Genomic DNA, 13,985 nt, shown 5'->3' with positions numbered 1-13,985 from the left:
TTTTTATTTCTTTTCGGGATTAAATATATGGTCTACCCATTGTTTACCCCAATTATTTAACTCTTGTTTAGAATAAATTTCTGGAAAAAATACAACTTTCTGAAAACTAGGCGGCAAATACTCTTTCCAATTGGTTCCGCCAGTGGCGTCTACTTGCTCTTTGTCCTTGGCCAAGTATCTATGGGCAGAACCCATATGCATCAATGGCCAGTTCACGTTTGCGTTGATATCCATTGTCTTTAACGCTTGAACTAGTTCTTTATTATACCTTTTGGTTTCCGGAAGCTGTAAATATTTATGATAGATGGTATTATTGTGTACCTGTTTTGCAATTCTTATTAACCGAGGGGTATATCTATATTCAAATTGTTTAAGGGTTAGGGTCTTTTCTCCCGTAGCTAAATCGGTCGCACCTCTTTTCCAATAAATTTCCTCGTACAGCTCCTCAATTGAATTCAAATCTGTAAACTGGTCCCTTTTACTTTGATGCACCAAATTCTCAAGACCCGTGGAATAAATTTCAATCATCCTGAATTGGGCCGATTGAAAGCCACTTGCCGGCAACAACGCCATTCTATATTGTAAAAACTGCTCTCGCTCCATTCCTTTGATCATGATCTTGAAGGAAGAAATAAGGGCTTCGTAATAACTGTTGACCCTCCTTACCTTCTCAATGAAGAAATCCAAGTTTTGGGATTTGTCATCTACCAGCTGTTTTTGTTCATGCAAAATAAGCTTAAAATAAAGCTCGGTTATCTGATGGTACATGATGAATATTTCCTCATCCGGGAAATAAGTTCTTGGCTGTTGAAGGCTTAAGAGGGTATCAAGATTGATGTAGTCCCAATAAGTGAGGTATCTTTGGTGGAGCAATCCGTCTAAATAAGAGCTAAGGTCTTGGCCAGAGTCCTTATATTTTTCCTCAAGCTTTTGTATTTGTGAATCTATCCCTTCCCTTTCTTTCATTAACTGCTAGTCCATTATAATCTTGAACTGATGTTTTAGACCATTATACCCGTCTAAATCTGCCTTAATGGAACCTACGGCCAAGTCTGCCTGAATTCTAATGGGTATACGGTTCTTGTCCTTGGACACCCACAAAGATAGGCTTTCTTTTTCTTTGAAGACCCTTCCGGACTGTACCAAGGGTCTAAATTTAAAACATTCTACTTTTCCGAACTTGGTTTTTAAAATTTCAGTACCTAAATATTTTAGCTTGAAATTAAAAACCCCATCATCATCATATAACATTTTAAGCTTGACCGCCTCACCCTTAACCAAATCATCTGGATCATAGTTATTTCTGAGGTAATAAAAGGCTGAAAGTAAATCCTGAATACTATCCTGCAGATCAAAATTGTACTTTTTCTTATTTTTTTTATCGTTGAGTACTGCCTTATCCGCTGTATGGTCAAAATTTATTTCAATATCCTTGGTGTACCCACCTTCATCAATCTTTCTTATAAAGCGGTATGGTTTGCCATCTTCCTTGCCAAAATAACTTTCATAAGTATCATCTACCTTAAAAAAGAGGCTTGCAAGACCTGTAGTTTGACCCTTACCCACCACATGATAGACAGGTACATCGCCAATATTGTCAGATTTAAGGTGAAGAGTAGCGTAGCTGGCATTTAAAAAACCATAGTGCATTCTAAATTTTAACCATTCGCCAGGTTTGAATGCAGAACTTTCGTATTGCGCCTGAACAAAAAAGCCAAGGGTGAGAAGAAGTATTGTAAAGACCTTTTTCATAAGGTTCGTTTTAACTATAAAATTAAAAAATGCCAAATGGATTTTTTCTAGGATTACAATAACTTAAACAAAATTTATTCCAAAGTATTGCTTTTAACACATTGCAGTGCACCTTCCAATATCAAAAAAAGCCCCAACATTACTGTTAGGGCTTTTCCTAAATAACCAACCAAACTTTAAATTATGAAAAACCAATACTTAAAGTTGTAAGGGAACCACCCCTTACACCAACAAATTTACTGCTTGTTTTATGATTGGACACCTATTTAACTTACTTTAACTATTACATTAACAGTTCTTTTTACTTACAAGCGATTTTTTTGAAACACAGTTAGAAAGAATCCTCACCCAAAAACCAACAAGACCGTAGAATCTCCCTGAACCTAGAGGGTTCCCCTAGATTCCTGTTCCCGTTCTATCGCCTCAAAAAGAGCTTTGAAATTACCCTTTCCAAAAGACTTCGCACCTTTTCTTTGAATAATTTCTATAAACATTGTAGGACGGTCCAATATGGGCTTAGTAAATATCTGCAAAAGGTATCCTTCTTCATCCCTATCCACTAAAATGCCTAATTCCCGCAAGGGTACTAAATCCTCATCTATTTCGCCTACCCGATCCAATAATTCTTCATAATAACTTGGTGGAACGGTCAAAAACTCTACCCCTCTATCACGAAGAGAGCCAACAGTCTCAATAATATTATCCGTTGCCAAAGCCATATGTTGCACCCCAGCTCCGTTATAAAACTCAATGTACTCCTCTATCTGTGATTTTTTTCTCCCATCTGCAGGCTCGTTAATCGGGAATTTAATCCGTCCATTGCCATTGCTCATTACCTTGCTCATAAGGGCGGTATACTCTGTAGAAATATCTTTGTCATCAAATGAGACCAATTGTGCAAACCCCATTACTTTAGCATAAAACTCACACCATTTGTTCATCTCGTTCCAACCTACATTTCCTACCATATGATCCACATACTTTAATCCAACGTCTTTGGGCTGATAATGAGGTGACCAATCTTTGAAGCCGGGAAGAAACACCCCGTGATAGTCTTTTCTTTCTACAAAAACATGCACCGTTTCCCCATAGGTGTGAATACCTGAAACCACTACCTTACCGGAATCATCTTGTAGGGTCTTTGGAACCAAGTAACTTTCTGCGCCTCTGGCAACGGTTTCCTTATAGCTTTTGGTGGCATCGTCTACCCATAAGGCAATAGTCTTTACACCATCTCCATGGGAATCTATATGTTTATTAATGTCTCCGCCAGGCTTTAGGGGAGAAGTAAGCATGATCCTAATTTTTCCTTGTTGCAATACATAACTTACCCTATCCTTAAGACCGGTTTCCAGACCTGCATACGCTACAGGTTGAAAGCCCCAGGCAGACATATAATAGTGAGCCGACTGTTTGGCATTCCCTACGTAAAGTTCTACATAATCCGTTCCTAATAATGGCAAAAAATCTTCCGCTTCCAAATTCTCCTTTGGCAATTGCAAGGAGGTATTATCCAATGTTGACATATGAGTATTTTTAAGTTGAGTTCTGATAAAAGCCTAGTCATAGGCAGATAAAATGGATGACCCTCTAAAGGATCAATAAAAAGAGGATTTACAAACCTCAGTGGTATTACCACATGGCCCTAAGATGGGAAGTAATATCGATTCTAAACTGTATCATCTCTAACAAATATCGGAAAAAATTATACAGCACCTATATAACCACCTCAAAACCAATATCCCAAACTGAAGAAAAAATTACTATTCTTGCCTTCAGGAGACCATGAATAATGCACTTGTAAAGGCCCAAGAAAAGATTCCCAACCGTAACCTACCCCATACCCTGAATAATCTGGTAAGGTGAACCACTCACCGGTTCTAAAAAGGTCATCATCCACATTGGCAAAGTTTGCAGTGAACATTAAATGGTTTTTTGGAGCAAACTCTAAATCCAACCTACCCATAGACTTAACAAAACTGTTACCTGGCAGGGATATAAAATCATAACCAAAAAAGGGAATTAGATTGTTGACTTGGGTTGCACCATAGCCACCCAAAACAAAATCGAACGAAGTAACATTGGAAGTACCCAATTTAAACCCCCCTTCTGCTTCTACATTTAAGGTTAATGGGCCAAAAATGGGAAATGCACTCCCCATTTTAGCTTGGGCCACGGAAAACTCCTTGAAATTTTTATTGAAATCCGATGAAAAAAGATATAGGTGAAAGTCTCCGTCAAAGTACAGCCCTTTAGATGGAAAGTAGCGATCATCATAGGTGTCTAAACGCAAACCACCAAATACACTATAAAAATCACTTTTCTCAAAAAAGGTACGACCGTCCTGAACACGAAAAGAATCAGGATTTTCCATATCATTGTTCACTCCCAAGGTTCGCGTACTCAACTTTAGTAATTTATGTTCCATCCCCAATCTAAAGGCGAATTCCTCCCGAAGTACGGTCTCTACATAGACCTGATTGGTAAAATCAGTTAAGTCAAGATTAATGGTATTCAAGTTTCCAGTAATGGGAACTTCATAATTACCTCTAATAAGCTCAAAGTCTATTTCCTTTGCCGTCTCCTTGAAGCTAGAGTTGATTCCGAAACTCCAATAGGAACCTTTGTCCACATAATATTGAAGATTGTATCTAATATTGTCCCCAATAATAAAGTCAAAGGAGGTAACATCATCCCTGGTAACAAGGTTTTTTCTCGTAAGGTTAATGATAGCACCCGTTTTAAAAAGATTATCATAATGCGCACCTAAGCGCAAAAATGTTTTGTTTTTATTCTCAACCAACTTTATGGTAAGTTCTTGTTCAGAATCATTGGTCAATAAATTATAATGAATGGTCTGAAAGTTACCGGTTGCAGAAAGATTACTCACCCCTTGCTTAAGTTCATTAAAGGTTGGCGACTCATCTGGCTCAAACCTCAATTTTCCCTTTACATAACCTCTGGAATAATTGTCACTTCCCGTAATGGTTAAACGATCAACATCCAATTGATCCTCGGGCTTATACATTTTAACATGAAATTCTTTCCTCCCCCCTGGCTCCGCCAATTTTTTGAGTTCTTCAAATTTCTCTCTTGCTGCCTCCTCGCCTTTACCGACTATGGACTCGAAGAGATTGAAATCAATCACCGAAAAATCCGTTATGTCAGGTTTAATATAGACATCTGTTAATTGAGATTTTTCTTCCATATCAAGGGCCGTACGGTAATTATTGATTTGCAATAAAATTTCTGTGGCAGAAAGTAAGGCCTCCCTGTCTTTTAATCCATGCTGAACGTCTACGCCTATAATAATATCCGCCCCCATTTTTTTCACTTCGGCTATAGGATAATTGTTTACAACTCCACCATCTATAAGTACCTGATCATCAATTAGGGCAGGTGAGAACAAGGAAGGCAGGGCTCCACTGGCCATTACTGCCTCCGGAAGATACCCCCTGTTCAAAAGAACTTCTTTACCTGTTTCCACATCTGTAGCAATGCACAAAAAAGGAATGGGTAATTTGCTAAAATCTTCAATATCCTTTACTGGGTAAAGCAAGCGAACCAGTTCATTATAGACATTTTGCCCCCCGGAAAGTGCAGGAGGAACGGAGACTTTGAAATTATTAAAAGGCAAGGTTATGGAATACCTTTCAGAATCTTCCTTTTCGTAAAAGGTCTTGGCGTTTCGGGGTAGATTGTCCTCAATTAAATTGGTGAAATTAGTGGTTCTAAATACGGAATCAAGCTCTACCGCAGAATAACCGGCGGCATACAGAGAACCAACGATGGCCCCCATACTTGTACCCCCTATATAATCAATTTGAATTCCGGCCTCCTCTATAACCTTTAAGGCGCCAATATGTGCCATACCCTTGGCTCCGCCCCCACTGAGAACCAAACCTATCTTGAGGTCCTTTTCACTAGCCGTTTGGCCCCATAGAAATGCGCTCGAAAATAGCATACAGAAAATAAGACCTACTTGTTTCATATTTTATTAGACGTAATCTCTAGTGAAAAGTTTCATATATTTTCTTGGCTTTTGCCATACCCACAGTTTCCGCCAAAGATTCTATGGACGCCTCCTTTATCCGTTTAACAGATTTAAAACTCTTTAAAAGCTCTTCCGCCGTTTTTTGTCCTATTCCTTCTATACTTTCTAGCTCCGAATTTATGGCAGCCTTACTTCTCTTTTTTCTATGAAAAGTAATCCCGAACCTGTGAGCCTCATTTCTTAATTGCTGAATAATCTTTAAAGACTCTGATCGCTTATCTAGATATAAAGGCACGGGGTCTCCCGGAAAATAGATTTCTTCCAATCTCTTGGCAATACCTACAATGGCAATTTTACCCCTAAGCCCTAAAACATCCAAGCTCTTTAAGGCGGAGGACAACTGCCCTTTTCCCCCGTCAATAACAATGAGCTGAGGCAAAGGCTCATCTTCTGCCAGCAACCGCTTATAACGCCTAAAAACCACTTCTTCCATAGAGGCAAAATCATCCGGGCCTTCCACTGTTTTGATATTAAAATGGCGATATTCTTTTTTTGATGGTTTCCCATTTTTGAAAACCACACAAGCCGCTACCGGATTGCTACCTTGTATGTTACTATTATCAAAACACTCAATATGCCTTGGTTCAACGGAAAGCCGCAAATCTTTCTTCATCTGCGCCATTATACGGTTGGTATGCCGATCTGGATCCACAATTTTGATTTGCTTAAATCGTTCTTGCCTAAAAAATAGGGCGTTACGTTCAGAAAGCTCCACGATCTTTTTCTTGTCGCCCAATTTGGGCACTGTCACCTTTAATCCATCTTCTACCGTGACATCAAAAGGAAGGTATATTTCTCTTGAAAGCGAATTGAAACGCTGCCTGATTTCAATAATGGCCAAAGCCAGCAATTCATCGTCTTTTTCGTTAAGTTTTTTCTTTATTTCCAAGGTATGAGACCTAATGATGGAGCCATGGGATAACTGTAAAAAATTTACATAGGCATGGGATTCATCAGAAATAATGGAAAAAACATCTACATTATTTATTTTTGGATTTACGATGGTAGACTTTACTTGGTAACTTTCCAAAACATCAATCTTTTCCTTGATACTTTGAGCCTCCTCAAACTTCATTTCCGCAGCCAAAGTTTTCATTTCCTTTTTAAAGTACTGCAAAGAGGATTTAAAATTACCTTTAATTATCTGACGTATATCTTCAATTTGTTGATGGTATTCTTCTGCATCCTGTAAGTCCTCGCAAGGACCTTTACAATTTCCCAAATGGTACTCCAAACAAACCTTGTACTTGCCAGCCTCTATTTTTTCTTTAGACAGGTCATAGTTACAAGTCCTTAAAGGGTATACGCTTTTGACCAAATCAAGTAGCGTTCTAACCGTTTTCATACTCGTATAAGGTCCGTAATATTCAGAACCGTCCTTAATTAACTTTCTGGTAGGAAAGATTCTCGGAAAACGTTCTTTCTTGATACATATCCATGGATAAGATTTATCATCCTTTAAAAGTACATTGTACCTTGGCCTATATTTTTTGATCAAGTTATTCTCCAAGAGTAAGGCATCAGACTCCGTAGGAACTACAATATGTTTTATCATTTTAATCTTTTTTACCATAACCCGAGTTTTGCCATACTCATGATTTTTGGTAAAATAAGACGACACCCTTTTTTTTAGGTTTTTGGCCTTACCTACATAAAGAATTTTTTCATCTGAATCATAGAACTGATACACCCCTGGACTATTGGGCAAAGTGCTTAATTGTACTTCAATGGAAACTTGAGGCATGTAGTCACAAAATTAAAACTGCCACATTGAATTTGGAGAGATGTAACAGGCCGTTAAATTACTATGTTTTTAGGCAATGGGCTACGGTTTAAATTTATTTTAACGAGCTTCAAAACCAAAATTTAGCCAAAATTTAAATCTTAGGAGAGGTAGCTATTTTTTCAATTTAGGATAATTCAATAAAATGTATTCATTTTTACACATCAGTAAAATAGTAAGAAAATTAAAACCCCTACGATCAATTTTTTGACTCAAATCCCACGAAAACGTTAAAGTTGAATTAAATTATGCATTTCATCGATAAAAATCAGCACTTAATAGTGTTTGTAAATTAATTTTTAATTAAATTTAAACATCAAAATCAAAATACCACATGGATAAATATGTAATAACCTTGGGTTTGTACCTGATCTTGATGATTTCCTTCAAGATTTACTATTTGGTGAATGCCAAAGAGTAGGACAATCCTGTTCCCCAGTTTTACCTTAGAATGACCCTGCGTAAATGTTGAAAAAAGATTTACGGTCACACTATAAGGATTTAAGAAAAAACCTATCTGAAGACGCTTTGCTAAATGCTAGTTTAAGCATTGCCAATCGTGCACTACACCTTCCCGGTTTTATTTGGAATCTTAATTATTTCCATCTCTTTCTACCTATAACTGAACAAAGGGAGATTGATACCTCTTTCATTCTTTCCATACTCCAAGGAAAGGATAAAACCGTGGTAATACCCAAAGTAATAAGCCCCACCGAAATGGCGCACTATCTTTTATTGGACAATACACGGTTAATCAAAAATAAGTGGAACATTCCAGAACCTGTGGATGGAATTGAAATTGAAGTGGAAAAATTAGATGTTGTGTTTATACCCTTATTATCTTTTGACAAGAAAGGAAATAGAGTTGGTTATGGCAAAGGGTTTTATGACCGTTTTTTAGACCTTTGCAAGCCCGATGTAGTAAAAATTGGCTTATCACTTTTTGAAGCCGAAGAAGTCATTAAAGACGTGTACCCTCACGACAAAAAGATGGATTATTGCATTACCCCAAATAAGCTCTACTCTTTTTCCAAAGATTAAGCCGGTAGTTCTGCTTCATTGTCCAGAGGCTCCAAGTTTTTATCTTCATCTTTCCCAAAGGCTTTTTTATTGAAAACGATTAAAATGCCAACCCCGGTACTAATGGCCATATCCGCAATATTGAAAACCGGTTCAAAAAACCTAAAATCCTTACCTCCAAAATATGGCATCCATTCTGGCCACGTAGTATCTATAAGCGGAAAATATAGCATATCTACCACCTTTCCATAAAACAATCCTCCATACGGTTCCCCAGAAAAAGCTGTCGCCACCTGTTGATAACTATCATTGAAAACAATCCCGTAAAAAACAGAATCAATAATATTACCTAAAGCACCCGCAAAAATTAAGGACACCGCCAAAATAAGCACTTTAGAGGTTTGTTTTTTTATGGTATCAAACAACCAATACCCAATACCTGCAACGGCAAAAAGTCTAAATATGGTAAGTACAAGTTTTCCGGTAGGCTCTGAAATAGGTAGAAAATCGCTTAATTTTGCGCCCCATGCAGCACCTGAATTTTCTATGAAAAGAATTTTAAACCACTCAAAAACCTCAACGGATTCACCTAATACAAAATTGGTCTTGATGTAGATCTTGCTGATTTGGTCTATGAGCAACACAGCAACAATAAGTAACAATGACTTTTTTAGACCCATGATTATTTAAACGGTTTTTTGGAGTGCCAAAAATAGGTATATTATTCGGTTTTCCTTACTCTGATATCACCGGTGACAGTGGATAAATTGTAATGCACGTCTGAATTTGGCAAATCTTCAATAAAGGTCGCACCAAACTTGTTATTTGCAGTAATCATAGCAGCGGCGGCTATGACATCTATTTGTCCGCTTTGGGTTTCTACTTTTACGGATTCTTTCACCTCATTCAACTTGCAATAGCCGTCATTTAAAGTAATGGAAAGTGATCGGTAATTTCCACCGGCATTCACATTACAGCTTTTCCCAAAGACAACCACTTCAAGGTATTCTGGCACTTCAACCTCCAAAGCAATGCTCACAACTTTGTGGGCACTTAACTTATCATTGGGATTGTGGAACAGGGGTTGAAAACCACTACTTACAAAAAAGTTATCTCCATCTTGGCGCAATTTTACGGCCAAATCTTGTTTATATTCACCATCTATGGTAGCCTCCACACTTATTTCCTTACTTTTTACAGTTGTAAGATTTAGAAGAAAACAATTGTTCACATCAATATTGATATAAGCTATATGTGTATCTACAATTGATTTTTTAACCACTTTTTGAGCGGATAGGATTTGGGTACAACAAAAAAGCAGAAAAAGATATCTCAACATGGTGCGAAAATAAAAAACCTACAAGTTGAGTCTTGTAGGTCTTGAAAAATTATTTAAAGCAATGGGGGGATTTACTTCTGCATATTCTTGGCCTCAATACTTAAAGTGGCGTGAGGTACCAATTTTAATCTTTCCTTATTGATCAGTTTACCTGTTACACGACAAATACCGTAAGTTTTGTTTTCAATACGCAAAATGGCATTTTTTAAGTCCCTAATGAACTTCTCTTGCCTAATGGCCAACTGCGTATTTGCTTCTTTGCTCATAGTCTCGGAACCCTCTTCAAAAGCCTTAAAGGTAGGCGAGGTGTCATCCGTTCCGTTATTGCCATCATTCATATATGAACTTTTTAAAAGCTCTAAGTGGCTTTTTGCCTTTTCAATTTTTTCTTCGATCAATACTTTAAATTCGGCCAAATCCTTATCCGAATATCTAACTTTTAAATCCTGTGCCATTTTCTAATGTTTTTCAATAAATAATTTTGTGTTCACTTCATCAAAGGCAATTTCCGTGCCTTCTTCTAGTTTCTCTTCAAAATCAAGCTCGGCGGTCAACGTCTCGGTCTTGATATAATTTATATTACTTTCTACTGCTTTCTCCACATGACCATCCTTTAGGATTTTCACGTAAATCTTATCTGTAACCTCAAAACCGCTGTCCTTTCGTATGTTCTGGATACGGTTTACAAGTTCTCTAGCAATACCTTCTTTTCTCAGGTCTTCATTGATGGTAATATCTAATGCCACCGTAATTGCACCGGCACTTGCCACCAACCATCCCTCAATATCTTGAGAGCTTATCTCTACATCCTGTAACTGTAATGTAACAATTTTATTATCAATTTCAAGTGAAATTTCGCCCTTCTGCTCAATTTTTTGGATATCCTCTTGATCCAATCTCGCAACCGCTTGGGCAATTTTCTTCATGTCTTTTCCAAACTTGGGACCAAGTACCTTGAAATTAGGTTTGATTTTTTTGATCAAAACTCCAGAGGCATCGTCCAAAAGCTCTATTTCCTTTACGTTTACCTCAGATTTAATCAATTCTGCAACCGCCTCAATTTCTGTTCGCTGTTTTTGATCAAGCACAGGAATCATTACCTTCTGCAGTGGCTGGCGTACTTTAATTTTTTCTTTTTGACGGATGGACAATACTAGGGAGGATATTATTTGAGCCTTTTCCATCTTACTTTCCAAGTCCTTATCTACATAGGCCTCATTAAACACGGGAAAAGTAGCAAGATGCACACTTTCAAAATCTTCCTTTTTGGTAGTATTGGTCAAATCTTTATAAAGCCTATCCATAAAGAAAGGCGCTACCGGTGCCGATAATTTTGCAACAGTTTCCAAACAAGTATACAATGTTTGGTAAGCAGCTATTTTATCCTTCTGATATTCACCTTTCCAAAAACGCCTTCTGCACAAGCGCACATACCAGTTACTCAAATTCTCTTGTACGTAGTCTGATATGGCTCTAGTAGCTCTCGTTGGTTCATAATCCGCATACGCCTCATCTACTGTTTTTATCAAGGTATGAAGCTCGCTCAATATCCATCGATCAATTTCAGGACGCTCTTTCAACGGTATTTCCTCTTCCGAAAAGTCAAATTTGTCAATGTTGGCATAAAGTCCAAAGAAAGAATAGGTATTGTACAAGGTGCCGAAGAACTTTCTTTTTACCTCAACAATTCCGTCTATATCAAATTTCAAATTATCCCATGGGTTGGCATTGGAAATCATATACCAACGCGTGGCATCCGCACCATGTTCATCCATAGTATCAAACGGATCTACCGCATTGCCCAACCTCTTGGACATTTTTTTCCCTTCTTTGTCCAGAACAAGTCCGTTAGACACCACATTTTTATAGGCTACGGAATCAAAAACCGTCGTAGCAATAGCGTGTAGCGTATAGAACCAACCTCTAGTCTGATCGACACCTTCGGCTATAAAATCTGCTGGATAGGTGGTACCCTCATCTATCAATTCTTTATTTTCAAAAGGGTAGTGGCATTGTGCATATGGCATTGAGCCGCTATCAAACCACACATCTATAAGATCGCTCTCGCGCTTCATTGGCTTCCCTTTTTCGGACACCAATACAATGCTATCTACGATGTTTTTATGAAGGTCTATTTTTTCGTAATTAGCTTCAGACATATCGTCCACTACAAAATCCTTAAAAATATCCTTCTCCATAAAACCTGCGGTCACAGACTTGGCCATTTCCTCCTTCAGTTCCTTTACAGAACCTATAATTTTAGCCTCTTGACCGTCTTCGGACCTCCAGATGGGCAATGGAATGCCCCAATACCTGGACCGACTCAAGTTCCAGTCATTTGCATTGGCCAACCAGTTTCCAAATCTTCCTTCACCTGTAGATTTGGGTTTCCAATTGATGGTCTGGTTCAACTCGTACATTCGGTCTTTAACATCCGTAATCTTAATAAACCAAGAATCTAATGGATAGTAGAGAATTGGTTTGTCCGTACGCCAGCAATTAGGATAACTGTGCACATATTTCTCAACCTTAAAGGCCTTATTCTCTTCCTTTAACTTTATGGCAATTTCAACGTCTACCGATTTCTCTGGCTCCTCGCCTAAATCATAATATTCATTCTTCACATACTTACCACCCAGCTCGTTTAATTCTGGTCTAAATTTTCCCTGTAAATCCACGAGGGGAACCGGATTGTTATTTTCATCCAGCACCAACATTGGAGGCACTTGAGGCTCTGCCAGCTTTGCCACCAAGGCATCATCTGCACCAAATGTGGGGGCCGTGTGTACTATTCCGGTACCGTCTTCCGTAGTAACAAAATCTCCGGATATTACCCTAAAGGCATTTTCCGGGTTCTCATAGGGCAAGGTATATGGCAATAATTGCTCATATTTGATGCCTACCAAATCCTTACCGATAAATTCCTTAACTATATAAAATGGAATTTTCTTGGCCCCAGATTCATATTTTAGCAACTCCGGCTTGGAGTCAACTTCATGGAATTTTCCGGAAAACTGCTTAGTCACCAATTTTTTGGCCACCACTACATTCATTGGCTTAAAAGTATATTGGTTATACGTTTCAACCAATACATATTCTATTTTTGGGCCAACGGTAAGCGCGGTATTGGATGGAAGCGTCCATGGTGTGGTGGTCCAGGCCAAAAAGTAAATATCCCCTTCATTCTGTAAAAAATCAGGAAGGGTAGATTCTAACGCCTTAAACTGAGCAACCACCGTAGTATCCGTTACATCTTGATACGTACCCGGTTGATTGAGCTCATGGGAACTTAATCCGGTTCCCGCTTTTGGGGAATAAGGCTGTATGGTATATCCCTTATAAATTAAACCCTTATCATATATCTGCTTCAACAACCACCAAACAGATTCCATGTATTTGGATTTGTAGGTGATGTAAGGGTCTTCCATATCCACCCAATAACCTACCTGTTCGGTCATTCTATTCCAAACATCGGTGTAACGCATAACCGCTTTTTTACAAGCTGCGTTGTATTCCTCAACAGATATTTTTTTACCAATATCCTCTTTGGTTATTCCTAACTCTTTTTCCACCCCAAGCTCAATGGGTAAGCCATGGGTATCCCAACCGGCCTTTCGCTTCACTTGAAACCCCTTCATTGTCTTGTACCTAGGAAAAATGTCCTTAATGGTCCTTGCCATGACGTGATGAATACCGGGCATACCGTTTGCAGAAGGTGGGCCTTCGTAAAACACATAACTTGGCTTACCTTCACGAGCCGAAATACTTTTTTCAAAAATTCCGTTCTCCTTCCAATAATCAAGTATTTCTTCCGCCACTTTTGGCAAATCCAAACCTTTGTACTCCGCAAACTTCATATTAGACCTTTCTTGAGTAGGAACCCTACTGAGTTCTATTATTTTAAGGCAGCAAAATTAGGGATTTTAAGTGAATATTTAGTCTCAAATAAGAACGAATAAGTAGTTTGCAAACGGGAGAATCCTTTAAGGTCAAACCATAAAAGAGTTACGTTTTTAACCGAACTAAAACAGACTGTT

10 protein-coding genes are annotated in these 13,985 nt (G+C 38.2%); 1 reads left to right on the top strand and 9 read right to left on the bottom strand.

What is annotated here, in order from left to right; genetic code table 11:
- Positions 1-3: 3 nt before the first annotated feature.
- From IL355_RS03320 to uvrC, 5 genes are all read right to left on the bottom strand, one after another.
- The gene (locus IL355_RS03320; RefSeq protein ID WP_192460767.1) at positions 4-966 is read right to left on the bottom strand and encodes a tryptophan 2,3-dioxygenase family protein; all 963 of its coding nucleotides are present in this window, start codon (positions 964-966) and stop codon (positions 4-6) included.
- A 6-nt stretch (positions 967-972) separates the two neighbouring features.
- Positions 973-1,752: a DUF3108 domain-containing protein gene (locus IL355_RS03315; protein WP_192460766.1), complete on the bottom strand. Its 780-nt coding sequence runs from the start codon at positions 1,750-1,752 to the stop codon at positions 973-975.
- A 383-nt stretch (positions 1,753-2,135) separates the two neighbouring features.
- Positions 2,136-3,278, bottom strand: a complete 1,143-nt coding sequence (gene hppD, locus IL355_RS03310) for a 4-hydroxyphenylpyruvate dioxygenase (protein WP_192460765.1) — start codon at positions 3,276-3,278, stop codon at positions 2,136-2,138.
- 203 nt (positions 3,279-3,481) lie between these two features.
- Complete coding sequence (locus IL355_RS03305) at positions 3,482-5,743, bottom strand: patatin-like phospholipase family protein (protein ID WP_192460764.1); 2,262 nt, start codon at positions 5,741-5,743, stop codon at positions 3,482-3,484.
- Positions 5,744-5,762: 19 nt separating this feature from the next.
- Positions 5,763-7,550 (bottom strand): excinuclease ABC subunit UvrC, encoded by a 1,788-nt coding sequence (gene uvrC, locus IL355_RS03300; RefSeq protein WP_192460763.1) that lies wholly within the window; start codon positions 7,548-7,550, stop codon positions 5,763-5,765.
- 504 nt (positions 7,551-8,054) lie between these two features.
- Between uvrC and IL355_RS03295 the strand changes: the two genes are divergently transcribed.
- Positions 8,055-8,630 (top strand): 5-formyltetrahydrofolate cyclo-ligase, encoded by a 576-nt coding sequence (locus IL355_RS03295; protein WP_192460762.1) that lies wholly within the window; start codon positions 8,055-8,057, stop codon positions 8,628-8,630.
- Here IL355_RS03295 and IL355_RS03290 read toward each other — a convergent pair.
- The 4 genes from IL355_RS03290 to ileS all read right to left on the bottom strand — a co-directional run bounded on the left by IL355_RS03290 (position 8,627) and on the right by ileS (position 13,805).
- Complete coding sequence (locus IL355_RS03290; RefSeq protein WP_192460761.1) at positions 8,627-9,289, bottom strand: lipoprotein signal peptidase; 663 nt, start codon at positions 9,287-9,289, stop codon at positions 8,627-8,629. The two genes, IL355_RS03295 and IL355_RS03290, sit on opposite strands and share 4 nt — an antisense overlap.
- A gap of 41 nt (positions 9,290-9,330) precedes the next feature.
- Positions 9,331-9,948 carry a DUF4097 family beta strand repeat-containing protein gene (locus IL355_RS03285; RefSeq protein ID WP_192460760.1) on the bottom strand — a complete coding sequence of 206 codons (618 nt, stop codon included), beginning with the start codon at positions 9,946-9,948 and terminating at the stop codon, positions 9,331-9,333.
- A gap of 71 nt (positions 9,949-10,019) precedes the next feature.
- A complete protein-coding gene (locus tag IL355_RS03280) occupies positions 10,020-10,403 on the bottom strand; it encodes a TraR/DksA family transcriptional regulator (RefSeq protein WP_187456679.1) in 384 nt (127 codons plus the stop codon).
- A gap of 3 nt (positions 10,404-10,406) precedes the next feature.
- Entirely contained in the window at positions 10,407-13,805 is a 3,399-nt protein-coding gene (ileS, locus tag IL355_RS03275; RefSeq protein WP_192460759.1) for an isoleucine--tRNA ligase, read from the bottom strand.
- Positions 13,806-13,985: the final 180 nt, after the last annotated feature.

It is taken from the genome of Euzebyella saccharophila (assembly GCF_014855495.1).
Taxonomy (GTDB): Bacteria; Bacteroidota; Bacteroidia; order Flavobacteriales; family Flavobacteriaceae; genus Euzebyella; species Euzebyella saccharophila.
This window is presented reverse-complemented; position numbering and strand designations above follow the sequence as displayed.

What these genes read in the sequence shown, in the direction of transcription:
- IL355_RS03320 (WP_192460767.1), bottom strand. Translation starts at nt 966, where the DNA reads ATGAAAGAAAGGGAAGGGATAGATTCACAAATACAAAAGCTTGAGGAA.
- IL355_RS03315 (WP_192460766.1), bottom strand. Translation starts at nt 1,752, where the DNA reads ATGAAAAAGGTCTTTACAATACTTCTTCTCACCCTTGGCTTTTTTGTT.
- hppD (WP_192460765.1), bottom strand. Translation starts at nt 3,278, where the DNA reads ATGTCAACATTGGATAATACCTCCTTGCAATTGCCAAAGGAGAATTTG.
- IL355_RS03305 (WP_192460764.1), bottom strand. Translation starts at nt 5,743, where the DNA reads ATGAAACAAGTAGGTCTTATTTTCTGTATGCTATTTTCGAGCGCATTT.
- uvrC (WP_192460763.1), bottom strand. Translation starts at nt 7,550, where the DNA reads ATGCCTCAAGTTTCCATTGAAGTACAATTAAGCACTTTGCCCAATAGT.
- IL355_RS03295 (WP_192460762.1), top strand. Translation starts at nt 8,055, where the DNA reads ATGTTGAAAAAAGATTTACGGTCACACTATAAGGATTTAAGAAAAAAC.
- IL355_RS03290 (WP_192460761.1), bottom strand. Translation starts at nt 9,289, where the DNA reads ATGGGTCTAAAAAAGTCATTGTTACTTATTGTTGCTGTGTTGCTCATA.
- IL355_RS03285 (WP_192460760.1), bottom strand. Translation starts at nt 9,948, where the DNA reads ATGTTGAGATATCTTTTTCTGCTTTTTTGTTGTACCCAAATCCTATCC.
- IL355_RS03280 (WP_187456679.1), bottom strand. Translation starts at nt 10,403, where the DNA reads ATGGCACAGGATTTAAAAGTTAGATATTCGGATAAGGATTTGGCCGAA.
- ileS (WP_192460759.1), bottom strand. Translation starts at nt 13,805, where the DNA reads ATGAAGTTTGCGGAGTACAAAGGTTTGGATTTGCCAAAAGTGGCGGAA.